The sequence below is a fragment of the Nocardia testacea NBRC 100365 genome, assembly GCF_000308775.1.
GTDB classification, from domain to species: domain Bacteria; phylum Actinomycetota; class Actinomycetes; order Mycobacteriales; family Mycobacteriaceae; genus Nocardia; species Nocardia testacea.
The window spans coordinates 1-16,811 of sequence record NZ_BAGJ01000051.1 but is presented as its reverse complement, the minus strand read 5'-3'; the positions used below and the strand labels follow the sequence as shown (position 1 = coordinate 16,811).

The following is a 16,811-nucleotide window of genomic DNA, read 5'->3' as shown; positions in this document are numbered from 1 at the left end:
CTTTGGACTACACCTAGTCGCCGAGCGGGAGACGCTCACATGAAAAAAGCCCTGATCACAGGGCCTTTTCGAGTGGAGCGGGTGACGGGAATCGAACCCGCACCATCAGCTTGGAAGGCTGAGGTTCTACCATTGAACTACACCCGCGTGCATACGACATCGATGGGATCGCCACGATACCGTGTGCACAGCGACTCTACCCAATCGCGGATTCATTTCGCCAATCAGCCCCTCCCCGGCACGAAGATCACCGGGCGGGGCCGGCTCCGGTCGATTCACCAGTGACGGGAAGCCCGGATTCCGAAGTTCACCGGGCCGATCGCCCAACCCGACCGTGGGCGGCACCGGATTTCTGCAAAAGTGTGTAACGCAATCGATTCCGCGACGATAGGAGCAGAGATCACTGTTGTACCGGGGCCCGAGAACTTGTTATAGAACGCAGGTCGGCGGGTTCCACCATCTTGCTACGATCTTCTTGCCGGACGGGGTATCTGGAAAGGGGGCGGTAGCGTGCACCCGACAAGGTGGACCATCCGCATAGCAGTGCGACAGAGCCGGCCGAGACCGGTACCGACGTGGCGGACCCCGGTCCGCGGCGCGAGTTCCACCGCCGCCGGTGGTCGATATGACCGCTGAGACCCGGCCACCCGTCCGTTCCACGGCACGGGAGTGGGCGCGGGCCGCCGGCGACCAGCCCGACGCCGATATCAGCGCCGCCGAGATCGAACCTGTTCTCGTCGACATTCTCGAGCAGTTGCTGCACCTCACCGTTTCCGATCCCTTCCCGATTCGCGCGGCCCGCCGGCTCGGTGCCCGCCTCTGTGCCGAACCGCTGCACCAGGTCCGGATGCTCGCGCTGGTCACCCGCACCCTGCTCGGCTTCCCGGCCGGCCCCCGCGGCTCCCTGGTGGCGACCCGATGGCCGCTGGTGGCCAGCCAGGCCATCGACAGTTACGCCCAGGCGCTGCAGGAGCTGGCCCTGGCCCAGCAGAAGAAGAATCTCTCCGACGAGGCCACCCAGCGGGTCCGCGAATTCGCCGCGTTGCAGCAGCGGCTCGAATACGAGGCCACCCACGACGCCCTCACCGGCCTGGCCAACCGCACCCTGCTGCGCAAGCGGGTACGCAAGATGGTCGAACAGGCCGACCGCGGGGTGGGTCTGCTGGTGGTGGATCTGGATCGGTTCAAGCAGATCAACGACAGTTACGGTCACGCGGTGGGCGACGAGGTACTGGTCGAACTGGCCAAGCGGCTCCGGGAGGTGGCGCCGCCGGGCGCGGTGGTGTGCCGCTACGGCGGGGACGAATTCGTGCTGGCGGCCGGGATGGCCGACAACTGCGTCACCGAACTCGCCCATGCCATCGTGCACGCGCTGAACGATTCGGTGTGGTCGTCGGCGGGACCGGTACCCGTCTCGGCCAGCGTCGGCACCACCTATGCCCCGCCGGCGGATCGCAGCGAACTGGCCGAACTGCTGCGCCGAGCCGATCAGGCGATGTACTCGGCGAAAACCGCGGGCGGGCGCCGCTACGCCGGCGCCGAAACGCTCGACGCCGATACGGCCGTCGCGGGCTGAGCCGCACGGCTCACGCCGGCTGACACTGCGCGCACCAGAACAGATTCCGGCCCTCGAGCACGGTATGGCGCACCGGCCCGCTACAGCATCGGCAGGGTTCGCCCGCCCGGCGGTAGACATAGGTGCGCGGCCGGTCCGCGGCGTAGGAGGGCGCGCCGTGATCGTGTTCAGGCCGCACCACGTGCATCTTTCCGCGACGTACGCCCACTCGCATCAGGTCGACCAGATCGGCCCACAGCGCCGACCATTGTGCGGCGATCAGTTCCGTGCCCGGGCGTTGCGGGGAGATACCGTGCCGGAAAAGTACTTCCGCGCGATAGACATTGCCCACTCCGGCGATCACCCGCTGATCCATGAGCAAGGATCCGATACTGCGCCGCGAGCGGCGGATCCGCACCCACGCCCGGTCCGGGTCGGCGTCCGGGCGCAGCGGGTCGGGCCCGAGCCTGGCGATGAGCGCCTCGGTCTCGGGCGGGGTGAGAATCTCACAGGCGGTGGGGCCCCGCAGGTCGGTACCGAATCCACGTCCGTCGCGACCCGGCCCGGTCAGCCGCATCCGGACCTGCCCCACCGGCTCCGGCATCGGCAGCTCCGATTCGGTGAAGGTGCCATACAGGCCCAGGTGGACGTGTACGTACAGCTCACCCTCGTATTCGTGGAGCAGGTGTTTGCCCCATGCCTGGGAGCGCACGAGGACCCGGCCGTCGACCCGGGCGGCTCCCGCCGCGAATTTCCCCTGCGGGCTCGTCACCCGCACCACCGCGCCGGCCAGCCGCTCGTCGTGCCGGCGAGCGAGGCGGTGCAGGGTATGACCTTCGGGCACCCGACTACTCGCCTGCCCGGTGGATCAGTTGGCGGGCAGCGCCGGCGGCTCGCCGGTCTTCTCGTAGTCGGCGAGGATATCGATCCGGCGCTGGTGTCGCTCCTCGCCGGACCACGGGGTCTCGATGAAGGCGTCCACGATCGCCAGTGCCTCGTCACGCGAGTGCATCCGGCCACCGATACCGATCAGCTGCGCATTGTTGTGTTCCCGGGCCAGGCGCGCGGTTTCGACACTCCAGGCCAGCGCGCACCGTGCACCGGGCACCTTGTTCGCGGCGATCTGCTCACCGTTACCGCTGCCCCCGAAGACCAGCCCCAGGCTGCCCGGGTCGGCGACGGTGCGGCGGGCCGCCTCGATGCAGAAGGCGGGATAGTCGTCGAGTGCGTCGTAGACGAGGGCGCCGCAGTCGACGACCTCGTGACCGGCCTTTTCCAGGTGGTCCTTGACGGCGTTCTTCAATTCGAAACCAGCGTGATCGGCACCCAGGTATACGCGCATGGCTGCGATTCTGTCAGGCCTCCTACCGGGCGCCGACGGCGGGCGGGGTCACCGGCTCACTGCCTAGAGTCGTGGGTATGCAGCCGCACGACCCTCAGCAGCCGTCCGGATCCGGCCCCGGCGCCGCCTGGTCCGCGAGTACACCGGAGCCCGGGCCCTACCCGTGGCTCACCGACCATCCCGGCTCGTCCGTGCCGCTTCCGGGCGGATATCCCCCGCCGCCGGTGCCGCGGCACGAGCCTCGCGGGTTGTCGCCGTTCGGGATGCCCGCCCGGCACAGCTGGGAGATCCCGCTACTGGTAGTGGTGATCCTGCTCACCGCCGTCTCGTACCTGCTGGCGTTCCTCTTCCTGTTCTTCGGGCTGGTCAACCAATTCATCCTGATCCTGGTGGGGGCGCCGCTGCTGCTCTGGTTCGGACGGGGTGTCAACCTCTCATCGCAGCGGGTGAACGGGGTGAAGATGTCGCCCTCCCAGTTCCCCGAGGGATACCGGATGGTGCAGGAGGCCGCGGCCCGCTTCGGCATGGCCAGTGCGCCGGACGCCTACGTCGTGCTGGGCAACGGACGGATCAACGCCTTCGCCTCCGGGCACGGTTTCCGCCGCTACGTGGTGGTGTACAGCGATCTGTTCGAGATCAGCGGCGCCGCCCGCGAACCAGACGCCCTGGCGTTCATCATCGGTCACGAGGTGGGCCATATCGCGGCCGGCCACGCCTCCTATTGGCGCCAGCTCGGCATGTTCCTGGCGCCGTTCCTGCCGATCCTGGGCAACACGCTGATCCGCGCCCAGGAGTACACCGCCGACAACCACGGCTACTGCCACCGGCCGCAGGGAGCGCCCGCCGCGATGGGCACCCTGGCGGCCGGGAAGTACCTGAACTCGGTGGTCGGATTCGACGAGATGGCCGACCGCGCGGCCCAGGAACGTGGTTTCTTCGTGTGGATGGTCAATGCGATGTCCTCGCATCCGGTACTGACCTGGCGCATGTGGGCGTTGCGTGACCGCAGCCGGCACGGGCGGCTGTTCTGGCGGCCGAACCCGGCGCCGCCGCGGTTCGCCCCGATGCCCGGGCAACCGCCGGCTCCCGGGTACGGCGGCGATATGGTCACACTGTCGAAAACCCCGCACTGAGCCGGGCGGGTTGCGGCGTCCGATCGGGCACCGCAACCCGGCGGCTCAGTCGAATTCCGGGTTCTCGTCGCGGGTGCGCTTGAGTTCGAAGAAGTGCGGGTAGGCCGCCAGGGTCACCACGGCGTCCCACAATTTGCCCGCTTCCTCACCACGCGGAATACGGGAGAGCACCGGGCCGAAGAATGCGACTCCGTTGACGTGGATGGTCGGCGTCCCGACATCGGGTCCCACCTTGTCCATCCCGGCGTGGTGGCTCTTGCGCAGCGCCTCGTCGTATTCGCTGCTCTCCGCGGCGGCCGACAGTTCGGCCGGCAGCCCGACTTCGGCGAGCGCGTCCGCCACGATCGCGGCGAAAGTACCCCGCCGGTCGTCCTCGCGCTCGAATTCGGCGCGGCGATTGTGGAACCGGGTCCCCAGCGCGGTGTACAGGGGCGGAAGGATCTCCTCGCCGTGCTGCTCCGCCGCGGCGACGGCCACCCGGACCGGTCCCCAGGCGTAAGTCATGAGCTCCTGGTACTCCGGAGGCAGATCGCGCCCCTCATTGAGCACCGCCAGGCTCATCACATGGAACCGCGTCTCGATATCACGGACCTTCGCGACCTCGAGGATCCACCGGGAGGTGATCCAGCACCACGGGCACAGGGGGTCGAACCAGAATTCGGCAAGGTCCTTCTTCTCGGCCGAGTCGGGCACGTTTCGTTCCTCTCCACGGGGCGACGGCGGGTACCACCCACCGCCACGGCTACCGCCGTAGTGCCGGCCGGTCGCCGGGCACAGGCGCTGTACCGAGCAACCCCGCCCGCGGGATTTTCGTTCCCGAACCGGCCGGGAGATCGGTGCTGTCCTTTGTAGGCTGGCGGGAGCATTCGGATCGTCGCTGGAACCACCCACCACAAGGGAGTATCAGCCATGACATCTGCGCAGCATTTCGTGATCGTCGGCGCCGGCCTGGCCGGGGCGAAGGTCGCACGGGCACTGCGGGACAACGATTTCGACGGTCACGTCACCCTGATCGGCAGGGAAGAGCGGCTACCGTACGAGCGGCCGCCGCTGTCCAAGGAGTATCTGGCCGGTACGAAGCCGGTCGAGGAGTTCACCGTGGAGAGTGCGGCCTGGTACCGGGACCACAATGTGGATCTGCGGCTGGGCACCGAGGTCACCACGATCGACCGGGCCGCCCGCACCGTGGACCTGCCCGACGGCTCGACGCTGGAGTACGACAGACTCGCGCTGGCCACGGGTGCGTCGTCGCGCCGGTTGCCGATTCCCGGCGCCGATGCCGAGGGCGTGTACACGCTGCGCACTCTGGACGAATCGGATGCCCTGATCGAACTGTTCCGCACCGCCCGGCGTCTGGTGGTGATCGGGGCGGGCTGGATCGGGCTGGAGGTCACCGCGGCAGCACGCGCCGCGGATGTGGCGGTCACCATCGTCGAGACCGCGTCCGCGCCCCTGTTGGGCGCGCTGGGCCCGGAGATGGGCGAGGTGTTCGCGGACCTACACCGCGACCACGGGGTCGACCTGCGTTTCGGGGCGCGGGTCCAGCAGATCACGACAGCGGACGGCCGCGCGACCGGGGTCGCCCTCGCGGACGGTACCGAATTCGGCGCGGACGCAATCCTGATGGCGGTGGGAGCGAAGCCGAATATCGAACTCGCCACCGCGGCCGGTCTGCTGACCGATGGCGGTGTCCTCGTCGACGCGAGCCTGACCAGCAGCGATCCGAATATCGTCGCGGTCGGCGATATCGCCGAGCAGGACCATCCGGTACTTGGCCGCCGCATCCGGGTGGAGCACTGGGCGAACGCGCTGAATCAGCCCGCGGTGGCGGCCGCGGCCATGCTCGGCCGGGCCGCGTCCTACGACCGGCTCCCCTACTTCTTCACCGACCAGTACGACCTCGGGATGGAATACACCGGCTTCGCCGCACCGGGTGACTACGAGCAGGTGGTGGTGCGCGGTGACCGCGCGGCCCGGGAATTCGTGGCGTTCTGGCTCGATCCCCAGCACCGGGTGCTGGCGGGGATGAACGTGAACGTGTGGGATGTGGGCGACCGGATCAAGGAGCTGATCCGCTCCGGCGAACCGGTCGATCCGGCCCGACTGGCGGATACCTCGGCACCCCTGTGATATGTGACCTACATCACTGAAGGAACGATTTTATTGTGTCGGAATCGGCGACCCGGCTCCGACCTCTTGGTGAACGCGCCACCGGGGCGCGACCGAAATCAGGAGAACCCGTGAAGTACATGCTGATCAAGACCTACGCCGCGGCCGCCTACTGCGATACCCCGCTGCCGGACTGGGCGCCCGAGGACATCGCCGCCCATATCGAATTCCAGCGCACCCTCGGTGCCCAGCTGGCCGCGGCGGGCGAACTGGTCGACGCCCAGGGCCTCAGCGGCCCGGAGGAGGCCCGGCTGGTCAGCTCCGACGGCCGCTCGGCGCCGGTGGTCACCGACGGCCCGTGGGCCGAGACGAAGGAGTTCCTGGCCGGCTACTGGATCGTCGATGTCGACGGGCCCGACCGGGCCGTCGAGATCGCCGCGCAGGCCTCCGCGGCGCCCGGCCCCGGCGGTAAGCCGATCGGCGAATACATCGAGGTCCGCCAGATCATGTCCGCGCCCGCCGGGGACCTGTGACCGATACCCGTCGCCACGGCGGCGATCCGATCGAGGACCTGCTGCGTGAACTCACGCCGCAGGTTCTCGGCGCGCTCATCCGCTGGTCCGGCGATCTCACCGCGGCCGAGGACGCGCTGCAGGAGGCGATGCTCGCGGCGGTACACAGCTGGCGCGCCGACGGGGTCCCCGACAACCCGGGAGCGTGGTTGCTGACCGTGGCCAGGCGCCGGGCCACCGATGCCGTCCGGGCCGATATGGCCCGGCGCGAGCGGGAGTCCCGCGTCGCCGCGCAGACCCGGATCACCGGCGCGGCTTCCGCGGAGACGGTGGCGGAGCCGTCGATACCAGCGCTGTCCGGCGACGATCACGACGACACGCTCACCCTCTTCTTCCTGTGCTGCCATCCGGCCCTGCCTCCCGCGCATGCCGTCGCACTGACGCTGCGCGCGGTCGGCGGGCTCACCACCGCCGAGATCGCCCGCGCCTTCCTGATCCCGGAAGCGACCATGACGCAGCGGCTGACCCGGGCCCGACGACGGCTGGCAGCCTTGGACAGACCGTTCGCGCCGCCGGCCGCCGATCAGTGGGAGCGCCGACTGGCCGTGGTTCTGCACGTGCTGTATCTGATCTTCACCGAAGGCCACACCAGCAGCTCCGGCACGCGACTGGCACGCACCGACCTGTCCGCGGAGGCCATCCGGCTCACCCGCCGGCTCCGGCGGCGACTGCCCGACGACCCGGAAGTGAGCGGCCTGCTCGCCCTGATGCTGCTGACCGACGCCCGCCGCGACGCCCGCACCGGGCCGCACGGCGAGCTGGTCCCCCTGGCCGAACAGGATCGGCGGCGCTGGGACCGCACCGCGATCACCGAGGGCCTGCGGCTGGCGGCCGCCGCCGCGGCCCACGGCCTCACCGGTACCTACCGGATCCAGGCCGCCATCGCCGGAGTCCACGCGCAGGCCGCCCGGTACGGCGATACCGACTGGGAGTCGGTCCGGCGCCTCTATCTGCTGCTGGGGCGAGTGGCACCGGGCCCGCTGGTCACGCTGAATCTCGCGGTGGCGACGGCCATGGTGGACGGGCCGCGCGCCGGTCTGGCACTCATCGCCGGATTGGACGACGCCCTGCGAGGCACCCATCGGCTGGCCGCCGTGCGTGCGCACCTCCATGAGATGTCCGGCGATACCGCCGCGGCGCTCACCCACTACCGCGAAGCGGCCGCCCGGACCGGCAGCCACGCCGAATACGATTACCTCACCCTACGAGCGGCCCGGCTCCGGCACCCGCCTCACGACTCCGGCACTCCCCAGCTACGCCCGGTGATCAGCTCATAGGCTTCGACGTACTTGCTCCGGGTCGCCGCGACAATATCGGCCGGGATCTCCGGACCGGGCGGTTCCTTGTCCCAGCCGGTGGAGGTGGCCCAGTCCCGGACGAACTGCTTGTCGAACGACCGCTGCGGCCGCCCCGGCTCCCATTCCGCGGCCGGCCAGAAGCGGGAGGAGTCGGAGGTCAGCAACTCGTCACCCAGGGTGAGGACATCACCGTCCCAGCCGAATTCGACCTTGGTGTCGGCGATGATCACCCCGCGTTCGGCCGCGTAGGCCGCGCCCCGGGAGTACAGGTCGAGGGTGAGGTCACGCAGGCGCGCGGCGACCTCGGCACCCTCCTGCGCGACCACATCATCGAAGGTCATGGGCTCGTCGTGCCCGGTCTCGGAGACCTTGGTGGTCGGCGTGAAGATCGGTTCGGGCAGTTTGTCGCCTTCGCGCAAGCCGTCGGGCAACCGGATCCCGGAGACCGACCCGGTGCGCTGGTAGTCCTTCCACCCCGAACCCACCAGGTACCCCCGGGCGACGCATTCCACCAGCACCATCTTCAGCGGCTTCACCCGCACGGCCCGGCCCGCGAACTCCGCCGGGACGTCGGTGGTGGACAGCACGTGGTTGGGGATATCGGCGAAGTACTCGAACCACCAGTTGGACAACCGGGTGAGCAGCGCGCCCTTGTCCGGGATCGGGGTGGGCAGCGATACGTCGTACACCGATACGCGGTCGGACGCGACGAGGAGCAACGTGTCACCGTCGGTGTACAGGTCGCGCACCTTTCCGGCGTGCACATGCTTCACGTTGTCGCTCCGATCCTGGTCGAGTGGCGGCGGGATCGACTCCCGCGCGGGCAACCTTACCGGCGTGGCATTGTGGACAGCGCCCGTGCCCGTTGCACTCGTGTCCTCGAAGGAGCCCGATGTCCGCACCGAACCTCACCCGCGAACAGGCGATCGAACGCGCCGAGGTCATCTCGGTCGAGAACTACCGCATCGAACTCGACCTGACCGACGGGGCGGGGAAACCGGGCGAACAAACGTTCCTGTCCCGCAGTACCGTCACCTTCACCGCGAAGCCCGGTGCGTCCACCTTCGTCGATATCGTCGCCCGGGGAGTGCGTTCGGCGGTGCTCAACGGCACCGCGCTCGATATCGCCGGCTACGACGAATCCACCGGCCTCACCCTCACCGACCTCGCCGAGCGCAACGAACTCGTGGTGGAGGCCGACTGCGAGTACTCCCACACCGGTGAGGGCCTGCACCGGTTCGTCGATCCGGCCGACGACGCGGTCTACCTGTACTCCCAGTTCGAGACCGCCGACGCCAAGCGGATGTTCGCTTGCTTCGACCAGCCCGACCTCAAGGCCACCTTCGATATCGAGGTCACCGCCCCCGCGGACTGGAAGGTCATCTCCAACGGCGCGGGTACCTCGGACGGCGGAAAACACCGGTTCGCCACCACACCGCTCATGAGCACCTACCTGGTGGCGCTCATCGCCGGTCCCTACGCCGAATGGACCGATACCTACACCGACGACCACGGCGATATCCCGCTGGGCATCTACTGCCGGGCCTCGCTGGCCGAACATATGGACGCCGACCGGCTGTTCACCGAGACCAAACAGGGATTCGGCTTCTACCACAAGAATTTCGGCGTCCCCTACGCGTTCGGGAAATACGATCAGCTGTTCGTGCCGGAGTTCAACGCCGGCGCCATGGAGAACGCGGGGGCGGTCACCTTCCTCGAGGACTATGTCTTCCGGTCGAAGGTCACCCGGGCCTCCTACGAGCGGCGCGCGGAAACCGTGCTGCACGAGATGGCGCATATGTGGTTCGGCGACCTGGTCACCATGAAGTGGTGGGACGACCTGTGGCTCAACGAATCCTTCGCGACCTTCGCGTCGGTGCTGTGCCAGGCCGAGGCCACCGAGTACACCAGCGCTTGGACCACCTTCGCCAATGTCGAGAAATCGTGGGCGTACCGGCAGGATCAGCTGCCCTCGACCCACCCCATCGCCGCCGATATCCCCGACCTGGCCGCGGTGGAGGTGAACTTCGACGGCATCACCTACGCCAAGGGCGCGAGCGTGCTCAAACAGCTCGTGGCCTATGTCGGGTTGGAACCGTTCCTGGCCGGCCTGCGCGCCTACTTCGCCGACCACGCCTACGGCAACGCCACCTTCGACGATCTGCTGGCGGCGCTGGAGAAATCCTCGGGTCGCGACCTGTCCACCTGGGGCGCCCAATGGTTGAAGACCACCGGTCTCAATATCCTGCGGCCCGAATTCGAGGTCGACGCGGACGGCAGGTTCACCTCATTCGCGGTGGTCCAGGAGGGCGCGGCGCCCGGTGCCGGGGAACGCCGTGTGCACCGGCTGGCCATCGGCGTCTACGACGACCGCGACGGCAAACTGGTCCGCACCCGGCGGGTGGAACTGGACCTCGACGCCGCCGAACGCACCGAGGTCGCCGAGCTGATCGGTACCGAACGCGGGAAGTTCGTCCTGGTCAACGATGACGACCTCACCTACTGCTCGGTCCGCCTGGACCCCGATTCCCTCGATGTGCTGGTGAACCGCATCGCCGATATCGCCGATCCCCTCCCCCGCACCCTGGCCTGGTCGGCGGCCTGGGAGATGACCCGGCAGGCGGAGTTCCGCGCCCGCGATTTCGTCGCGCTGGTCCAGCGCGGCATCGGCGCGGAAACCGAGATCGGGGTGGTGCAGCGGCTGCTCATGCAGGCCAACACGACCCTGCGCAGCTACGCCGACCCGGCTTGGGCCGAGGCCACCGGCTGGCCGGAGTACGCGAACCGGCTGCTGGAACTGGCGCGGGAAGCAGCGCCCGGGTCCGATCATCAGCTCGCCTTCGTCAACGCCCTCACCGGCGCGAAACTGGCCGCCTGGCACAGCGAGGTGCTGCGCGAACTGCTCGACGGCGATCCGGCGGCCGTCGGCCTGCCCGGCCTGACCGTCGACACCGATCTGCGCTGGCGGCTGGTCACCGCTCTCGCCGCCGCCGGGGAAATCGATGCCGACGGTCCCGACACCCCCGCCATCGACGCCGAACTGCGCAACGACGAAACCGCGGCCGGTCGGCGCCACGCGGCCACCGCGGCCACCGCGCGCCCGCTGCCGCAGGTGAAGGAATCGGCATGGGAGAAGGTGATGGGCGACGATTCGGTCCCCAATATCACCGCGCGATCCATTGTCGGCGGCTTCGCGCCGGCCGGGCAGGACGGCCTGCTGGCGCCGTTCGTGGCGCGGTACTTCGACGAGATCCCGGCGGTCTGGGAACGCCGGTCCAGTGAGGTCGCGCAGACGGTGGTGGTCGGGCTGTACCCGGCCTGGGATATCAGCGACGAAGCCGTCGCCCGCGCCGACGAATTCCTCGCCGCCGATCACCCGCCGGCCCTGCGGCGACTGGTGAGCGAGGGCAAAGCGGGAGTCGAACGTTCACTGCGCGCCCGCGCCTTCGATATCTCCTGACTCCGGACAGCGAACGGCGCGTCCACCGATCGGTGGACGCGCCGTCGTCGTCTTCGGCGAGCGAACCCCGGCCCTCGGCCGGGACGGTGTCAGCGGCCGATGGCCGCGGCCATCACACGCACGGCCGAGATCAGTCCGTCGATCAGTTCACCCTGCCGCAGCGAACTCAGCGCGGCGGTGACGCCGAGCTGGCACACCCGGTCGTTCGCGCGCTCGGCCACATCCCGACCGGAACGGACCTCCACGGCGTGGTCGTTCGGGGAGACGGCGATGAGCACCGAGCGCGCCGCCTCCGGAGTGGTGGGGAACAGCGCGTCCACCGCGGCCGCGGGGTCCACGCCGAGATCGCCGATGAAAACGTTGAACCGGACCTTGGTCGCCCGAGTGGCCTCGGTGAGCACATTGTCCATGGCCAGCCGCTCGTTGTTGTCGAACGGCGCCTCCTTGAACACATCACCGGCCTCGTGCACACCGGAGACCCGACCGCTGCTGGTGAGCGCGTATCCACGCGGCAGTTCGGACTCGACCACCGCGGGCCACTTAGTACTTGCCACTTGCCCGGCCTCCGATCAGCGCTTCCTTGGGTGCCTCGAGGGCATCGAACGCCACATGCGAGCCGTGCGACGACTCACCGGCGTCATAGGAGTGACCTGGACCGGTCACTTCGTCGGTGGCACTCCACAGCACCGGAGCGGCCGTCCACTTCTTGCTCATATCGAAATGGACCGGCTTCTCACCGGGCAGCGGCTTACCGAGATACGACAAACCAGCGATTATGAGGTAGATCCCCAGTGGGATACCGGCGAAAATCGCCACCGTCTCGAGAATGCTCACGCCCTAAAGGTAGACGATCCTCTGTAGTAGTTCACCGAGGGATAGGCCGTGTCACCGGCCCGGGCGGGGCCGCTTTGCTTACCAAGCAGCGTTGACCAGCGAGTTCGCCGCCATCTCCAGATAGTCCAGCAGCCGGCGCCGATGCTCGTCGTCGAGTGTTTCCGGTTCGATCTCGGCGACCGCGATGCGCATACAGCGCAACCAGGCGTCCCGCTGCACCGGCCCGATCTGGAACGGCATATGCCGCATCCGCAGGCGCGGATGGCCACGTTCGTCGGAGTACGTGCGGGGGCCGCCCCAGTACTGCTCGAGGAACATACGCAGGCGCCGTTCGGCCGGGCCCAGGTCTTCTTCCGGGTACATGGGGCGCAGAACTTCGTCGGCGGCGACCTCGCGATAGAAAACCGCAACCAGCCGGTGGAACGTGTCCTCGCCACCGACGGCCTCGTAGAAGGAGCGCGTGGCCTGTTCGCCCGCAGGAGTGCCCGAAGCCGCATTACCCGAAGTCATGAACCCTCTCGTTTCGCCGGATGCGCCGTCCATTGTGCCCGCGCCGGCACGGGTTCGCAGATTCGCCGGACTCCCGGCTGGCATGACCGCTCGCACCTGGCCTTTCCGGCTCGGTGGCCGCCGGGGGTCGCTTCAACGACAGTTAACCGGCCATTGTGCAAAATAACCGTGCGCTGCGGGCCTTTCCATGGTCAACTGGGTTCTGTCTCCGCCGAGATACCACATGATCTTGAAACGCGAAATTTGGGGTCGACATGAAGCAACGGACCGGCGCCCGATCACCGGAGGCGATACGCCACCGACAACTGAAGCCCGCCGACGTCCACGCTCGTGGGTCGGGGGCTCCTCCGCTGCAACTGCTGTCCGATCACGCGGTCGACCGGCACAATGCCGATCCCGCCGCTCGTTCCGATTACCTCTCCGGGAGCGATTCCGCTCCACACCTCGCCGCGCCGCAGCCGATCAGCTGGCTGAAGCGCCGCGTCCTGCTCCTCAACGCCACCTACGAACCGCTCACCGCGCTCACCGCTCGCCGGGCGATCGTGCTGCTGGTCTGCGACAAGGCCGACGCGGTACACCACGACCCCACCGGGCCCGTCCTGCATTCGGCCGGGGCCGCTGTCGCCATCCCGTCGGTCATCCGGTTACGCACCTATGTCCGGGTTCCCTACCGTGCCCGCGTCCCGATGACCCGGGCGGCACTCATGCAGCGGGACCGCTACCGCTGCGGGTATTGCGGCGGCAAGGCCGAAACCATCGATCACGTCATCCCGCGCAGCCGCGGCGGCGAACACAGCTGGGAGAACTGTGTGGCAAGTTGCGCACCCTGCAACCATCGCAAGGCCGACAAACTGCTCAGCGAGCTGGGCTGGACGCTGCGCGCACCCTTGATATCCCCGAAGGGGCCGCATTGGCGTCTGCTGTCCACGGTCAACGAACTGGACCCGGTCTGGCTGCAATACCTCGGCGAGGGCGCGGCCTGACGCCACGGCGGCACCGCGGCCGGGCACAGCGGTCTCAGGTTCCCGCCGCCGGGGTCAGCGACAGCCCGCCGGTTCTCCGGCGGGCGACCGACCCGTAGCGGGCGTCCAAACGCAGCCAGGTGTTACTGGCGCGCACCCGGACGAGCTCATCCGGCGGAATCCGACCGGAGTCGGCCCGATCCCCGGCGTGCGGGATGAAGTCCATGGCGGTGAGCGCGAAGACCACCCGCATCGGCACCTGTACGCGTACCTGCGCCGCGGAGACGGTCAGCACGGTCTGATCGAGCAGTGACGCGGGCGGCCCGTGCCCCGAGCCGTGTTCCTTCGCCAGGTCGGCCCCGCGCTCGGCGAGCTCGACCAGGGTGCGGGCGGGCAGATCATCGATATGCCCGAAACCGCTGTCCGGTGGCAGCGCGCCCCGCCAGGCCGAATCGAGGGAGTAACCCAGATCGATCGGTCCCGGCGCGGCCAGTCCGGTCAGCACGGTGTCCGCACCCACCGTCGCATCATCGGCGGCCAGTTCGGCGGCGACCGTCCGGGTCGCCAGGGCCTCGAAACCGGTGGCGACCCAGGCGGCCACCAGTCCCGGGCCGCGCCGCCGCAGCCGGACCACCACCGCCGGATCCAATCGCTGTGCCCGGGTGAGGAAGGTGGCCAGGTTCTCGCGTTCTGCCGGGTCCGCGACGGTCAGGACCCGCTGGTCGGTCGTCACGATCGGCCCGGCACCGAGGACCCTGCGTGGTCACGCTCCGCTACCGCCTCCGGGCCCGACTCGCTCATGCCGTGCCCATAGGGCATGAGCGAGGGCCCTGCGTGGTCACGCTCCGCTACCGCCTCCGGGCCCGACTCGCTCATGCGGCAAGCCACTGGGCGAGATAGTCGCGTTCGGGGCCGGTGAGCCGGCGCAGCCGCTGGGTCTTGATATCGAACGCCGCCAGCTGCGTGGTCGCGGTGACCGCGGCGGGCGAGTCGGGCGCGGCACCCGCCGCCCGGACCTCATAGGCCACGGTGAAATCGACCGCCCGCAACTGTTCGATCCACATGGCGATATCCAGCGGCGTGTCGTCGTGCCGCAGCTGCCCCCGATACCGCACGTGCAGATCCGCGAGCACACAACCGTCGCGCAGTCCGACGGTCGGCCGGTCGTCCTCGAACAACCAGGGGATACGCGCCTCCTCCAGCAATGTCACCATCCGGGCGTGGTTGACGTGCTGGAAAACGTCCATATCGGACCAGCGCACGTGCACAGCGGTGTGGAACCGCCGCGGCGAAGCCGCAGCGGGCACCTCCACATCCGGACTCGCTCCGTTGCGGGGAACAGCGTTCGTCACCGTGGTACCTCCGATTGGGCGCCCACCCCACTCACCATGCTGCGCACCTGCCGCGCCGCAACCGACAGCGTGGCGAGATCGTGGGTTCCGGACTCGAACAGTTCCGCCAGCGCCGCGCGAGCACGGCCGAGCCGGGACTGATTCTTGGACTCCCAGTATGCAATCTTCTCGTCCGCGCTCTCCTCCGGGTCGCCGCCGGAGAGTACGTCGAGGGTGAGCGACCGCAGCGAACTGTACATATCGTCGCGCAGCGCGAGCCGGGCCAGCGCGTGCCAGCGATCGCCACGTTCCAGATGGCTGACGGCCTCCAGCAGCCAGTCGATCTTGAGATGCTCGTTCAGCGCGTAGTACAGCGCACCGACCTCTTCGCCCGAGCGGTCGGTGATATCGGCGATATCGATGACGTCGAGCAGCGGGAACAGATGCAACAGACCGAAGACCTCGGTCGCCAGATCCAGCGGCGCCCCGTGCGCGACCAGATCGGCGGCCTGATCGGTGAGGGTGGTGACGTGGTGACCACGCAACCAGCCCGGCACCTTCGGTGCGAGTTCGCGCACGCCCACCCGATACCGGTTGATCTCGGCGCCGACGGCGATGGGCTGCGGGCGGTTGGTGAGCAACCAGCGCGACGCCCGGTCCAGAGTCCGTTTGGTCTCCAGCTCGAGCTGGTCGCGGACGCCCACCGTCGTATCGGCGGTCCGGATCCGCTGCCAGATATCGTGCAGGCCGAAGATATCGGTGACCGCGGCGAAGGCGCGCACGGTATCGGTCGCGGTGGCGCCGATCTCCTCGCCCAGCCGGAACGTATAGGTGACCCCGCCGTAGTCCACCACCTCGTTGGCGATCATGGTGGTGACGATCTCCCGGCGCAGACGATGCTTCTTGATCGCCGCGCCGAACCGTTCCCGCAGCGGTGTCGGGAAGTACTCGGGCAGCCGGGCGGCGAAGAACGCGCTGTCGGGCAGATCGCCGGCCAGCAGGTCCGCCTTGAGCGCCAATTTCACATGGGCGAGCAGATTCGCGAGTTCGGGCGAGGCAAGCCCGGTGCCCTCTTCCAACCGGCGCTTGAGTACGGCGTCGGTAGGAAGCGCCTCGAGCCGCCGGTCGAGTCCGCGCTCGGTCTCGAGCTCTTCGATGAGACGCCGGTGCACATTGAGCATCCGCGCCGACTCCGCCCGGGATATACCCATCACGAAGTTCTGCGAGATATTGTCGCGCAACACCAGTTCGGCGACCTCGTCGGTCATTTCCGCGAGCAACGGATTACGATCCGCGATATCGAGCTCACCCGCCGACACCACACCGTCGAGCAGAACCTTGATGTTCACCTCGTGATCGGAGCAATCCACACCCGCGGAATTATCCAACGCGTCGGTATTCATCTTCCCACCATTACGGCAGAACTCGATCCGCCCCAACGCCGTCACGCCGAGATTTCCGCCCTCGCCGATCACCTTCACCCGGAGCTGGTCGGCATTCACGCGGACCGCGTCGTTGGATTTGTCACCGGCGTCGGCATTCGTTTCCGAACTGGCCTTGATATAGGTGCCGATACCACCGTTCCAGAGCAATTGCACAGGGGCGAGCAGAATGGCGCGGATCAATTCGGGCGGGGAAAGTTTCACCACATCGTCGGGCAGGCCGAGCGCCGCCCGGGCCTGCGGACTGATGGGCACCGATTTCA

At 68.3% G+C, this 16,811-nt stretch carries 17 protein-coding genes and 1 tRNA gene; 7 read left to right on the top strand and 11 right to left on the bottom strand.

What is annotated here, in order from left to right:
- Positions 1–73 precede the first annotated feature (73 nt).
- Positions 74–147: transfer RNA gene (locus ON38_RS06685), tRNA-Gly, on the bottom strand.
- 478 nt (positions 148–625) lie between these two features.
- On the opposite strand from ON38_RS06685, the gene ON38_RS06680 reads away from it, so the two are divergent.
- Positions 626–1,576, top strand: coding sequence for a GGDEF domain-containing protein (locus tag ON38_RS06680; protein ID WP_039823281.1), 951 nt, complete (start codon positions 626–628; stop codon positions 1,574–1,576).
- Between the two features lie 10 nt (positions 1,577–1,586).
- Here the strand turns inward: ON38_RS06680 and ON38_RS06675 are convergent, their stop codons facing one another.
- A complete protein-coding gene (locus ON38_RS06675) occupies positions 1,587–2,399 on the bottom strand; it encodes an Fpg/Nei family DNA glycosylase (RefSeq protein ID WP_039823248.1) in 813 nt (270 codons plus the stop codon).
- Between the two features lie 24 nt (positions 2,400–2,423).
- The gene (locus tag ON38_RS06670; RefSeq protein WP_039823247.1) at positions 2,424–2,897 is read right to left on the bottom strand and encodes a ribose-5-phosphate isomerase; all 474 of its coding nucleotides are present in this window, start codon (positions 2,895–2,897) and stop codon (positions 2,424–2,426) included.
- 77 nt (positions 2,898–2,974) lie between these two features.
- Here ON38_RS06670 and ON38_RS06665 point away from each other — a divergent pair, with 77 nt between their 5' ends.
- Positions 2,975–4,030 carry a M48 family metallopeptidase gene (locus tag ON38_RS06665; protein ID WP_051164451.1) on the top strand — a complete coding sequence of 352 codons (1,056 nt, stop codon included), beginning with the start codon at positions 2,975–2,977 and terminating at the stop codon, positions 4,028–4,030.
- Positions 4,031–4,075: 45 nt separating this feature from the next.
- On the opposite strand, the gene ON38_RS06660 is transcribed toward ON38_RS06665, so the two are convergent.
- Complete coding sequence (locus tag ON38_RS06660) at positions 4,076–4,723, bottom strand: mycothiol-dependent nitroreductase Rv2466c family protein (RefSeq protein ID WP_039823246.1); 648 nt, start codon at positions 4,721–4,723, stop codon at positions 4,076–4,078.
- A 216-nt stretch (positions 4,724–4,939) separates the two neighbouring features.
- Between ON38_RS06660 and ON38_RS06655 the strand changes: the two genes are divergently transcribed.
- The 3 genes from ON38_RS06655 (at position 4,940) to ON38_RS06645 (ending at position 7,988) form a co-directional block, all read left to right on the top strand.
- Entirely contained in the window at positions 4,940–6,160 is a 1,221-nt protein-coding gene (locus ON38_RS06655) for an NAD(P)/FAD-dependent oxidoreductase (RefSeq protein ID WP_039823245.1), read from the top strand.
- Positions 6,161–6,270: 110 nt separating this feature from the next.
- Positions 6,271–6,672 (top strand): YciI family protein, encoded by a 402-nt coding sequence (locus tag ON38_RS06650; RefSeq protein WP_174372394.1) that lies wholly within the window; start codon positions 6,271–6,273, stop codon positions 6,670–6,672.
- Positions 6,669–7,988: an RNA polymerase sigma factor gene (locus ON38_RS06645; RefSeq protein ID WP_051164441.1), complete on the top strand. Its 1,320-nt coding sequence runs from the start codon at positions 6,669–6,671 to the stop codon at positions 7,986–7,988. The genes ON38_RS06650 and ON38_RS06645 overlap by 4 nt, the downstream gene beginning before the upstream one ends.
- Here ON38_RS06645 and ON38_RS06640 read toward each other — a convergent pair.
- The gene (locus tag ON38_RS06640; RefSeq protein WP_039823241.1) at positions 7,943–8,782 is read right to left on the bottom strand and encodes a phosphoribosylaminoimidazolesuccinocarboxamide synthase; all 840 of its coding nucleotides are present in this window, start codon (positions 8,780–8,782) and stop codon (positions 7,943–7,945) included. The genes ON38_RS06645 and ON38_RS06640 overlap by 46 nt on opposite strands.
- Before the next feature lie 119 nt (positions 8,783–8,901).
- Here ON38_RS06640 and pepN point away from each other — a divergent pair, with 119 nt between their 5' ends.
- Positions 8,902–11,469 carry an aminopeptidase N gene (gene pepN / locus ON38_RS06635; protein WP_039823239.1) on the top strand — a complete coding sequence of 856 codons (2,568 nt, stop codon included), beginning with the start codon at positions 8,902–8,904 and terminating at the stop codon, positions 11,467–11,469.
- A gap of 89 nt (positions 11,470–11,558) precedes the next feature.
- Here pepN and ON38_RS06630 read toward each other — a convergent pair whose 3' ends face one another.
- The 3 genes from ON38_RS06630 to ON38_RS06620 form a co-directional block, all read right to left on the bottom strand.
- Positions 11,559–12,023, bottom strand: a complete 465-nt coding sequence (locus ON38_RS06630) for a DUF5130 domain-containing protein (protein ID WP_051164440.1) — start codon at positions 12,021–12,023, stop codon at positions 11,559–11,561.
- Positions 12,010–12,303 carry an aa3-type cytochrome oxidase subunit CtaJ gene (gene ctaJ / locus ON38_RS06625; RefSeq protein WP_039823235.1) on the bottom strand — a complete coding sequence of 98 codons (294 nt, stop codon included), beginning with the start codon at positions 12,301–12,303 and terminating at the stop codon, positions 12,010–12,012. The genes ON38_RS06630 and ctaJ overlap by 14 nt, the downstream gene beginning before the upstream one ends.
- Positions 12,304–12,381: 78 nt before the next feature.
- The gene (locus ON38_RS06620) at positions 12,382–12,813 is read right to left on the bottom strand and encodes a globin (protein ID WP_039823233.1); all 432 of its coding nucleotides are present in this window, start codon (positions 12,811–12,813) and stop codon (positions 12,382–12,384) included.
- A gap of 254 nt (positions 12,814–13,067) precedes the next feature.
- On the opposite strand from ON38_RS06620, the gene ON38_RS06615 reads away from it, so the two are divergent.
- Positions 13,068–13,796, top strand: a complete 729-nt coding sequence (locus tag ON38_RS06615) for an HNH endonuclease (protein ID WP_245563940.1) — start codon at positions 13,068–13,070, stop codon at positions 13,794–13,796.
- Between the two features lie 34 nt (positions 13,797–13,830).
- On the opposite strand, the gene ON38_RS06610 is transcribed toward ON38_RS06615, so the two are convergent.
- The 3 genes from ON38_RS06610 to ON38_RS06600 form a co-directional block, all read right to left on the bottom strand.
- The gene (locus tag ON38_RS06610; RefSeq protein ID WP_039823231.1) at positions 13,831–14,508 is read right to left on the bottom strand and encodes a DUF8185 domain-containing protein; all 678 of its coding nucleotides are present in this window, start codon (positions 14,506–14,508) and stop codon (positions 13,831–13,833) included.
- A 139-nt stretch (positions 14,509–14,647) separates the two neighbouring features.
- Positions 14,648–15,082, bottom strand: coding sequence for an acyl-CoA thioesterase (locus ON38_RS06605; protein ID WP_039823274.1), 435 nt, complete (start codon positions 15,080–15,082; stop codon positions 14,648–14,650).
- A gap of 41 nt (positions 15,083–15,123) precedes the next feature.
- The coding region (locus ON38_RS06600; RefSeq protein ID WP_039823230.1) for an NAD-glutamate dehydrogenase domain-containing protein at positions 15,124–16,811 on the bottom strand (1,688 nt) is incomplete at its 5' end.

What these genes read in the sequence shown, in the direction of transcription:
- ON38_RS06680 (WP_039823281.1), top strand. Translation starts at nt 626, where the DNA reads ATGACCGCTGAGACCCGGCCACCCGTCCGTTCCACGGCACGGGAGTGG.
- ON38_RS06670 (WP_039823247.1), bottom strand. Translation starts at nt 2,897, where the DNA reads ATGCGCGTATACCTGGGTGCCGATCACGCTGGTTTCGAATTGAAGAAC.
- ON38_RS06615 (WP_245563940.1), top strand. Translation starts at nt 13,068, where the DNA reads ATGAAGCAACGGACCGGCGCCCGATCACCGGAGGCGATACGCCACCGA.
- ON38_RS06655 (WP_039823245.1), top strand. Translation starts at nt 4,940, where the DNA reads ATGACATCTGCGCAGCATTTCGTGATCGTCGGCGCCGGCCTGGCCGGG.
- ON38_RS06620 (WP_039823233.1), bottom strand. Translation starts at nt 12,813, where the DNA reads ATGACTTCGGGTAATGCGGCTTCGGGCACTCCTGCGGGCGAACAGGCC.
- pepN (WP_039823239.1), top strand. Translation starts at nt 8,902, where the DNA reads ATGTCCGCACCGAACCTCACCCGCGAACAGGCGATCGAACGCGCCGAG.
- ON38_RS06665 (WP_051164451.1), top strand. Translation starts at nt 2,975, where the DNA reads ATGCAGCCGCACGACCCTCAGCAGCCGTCCGGATCCGGCCCCGGCGCC.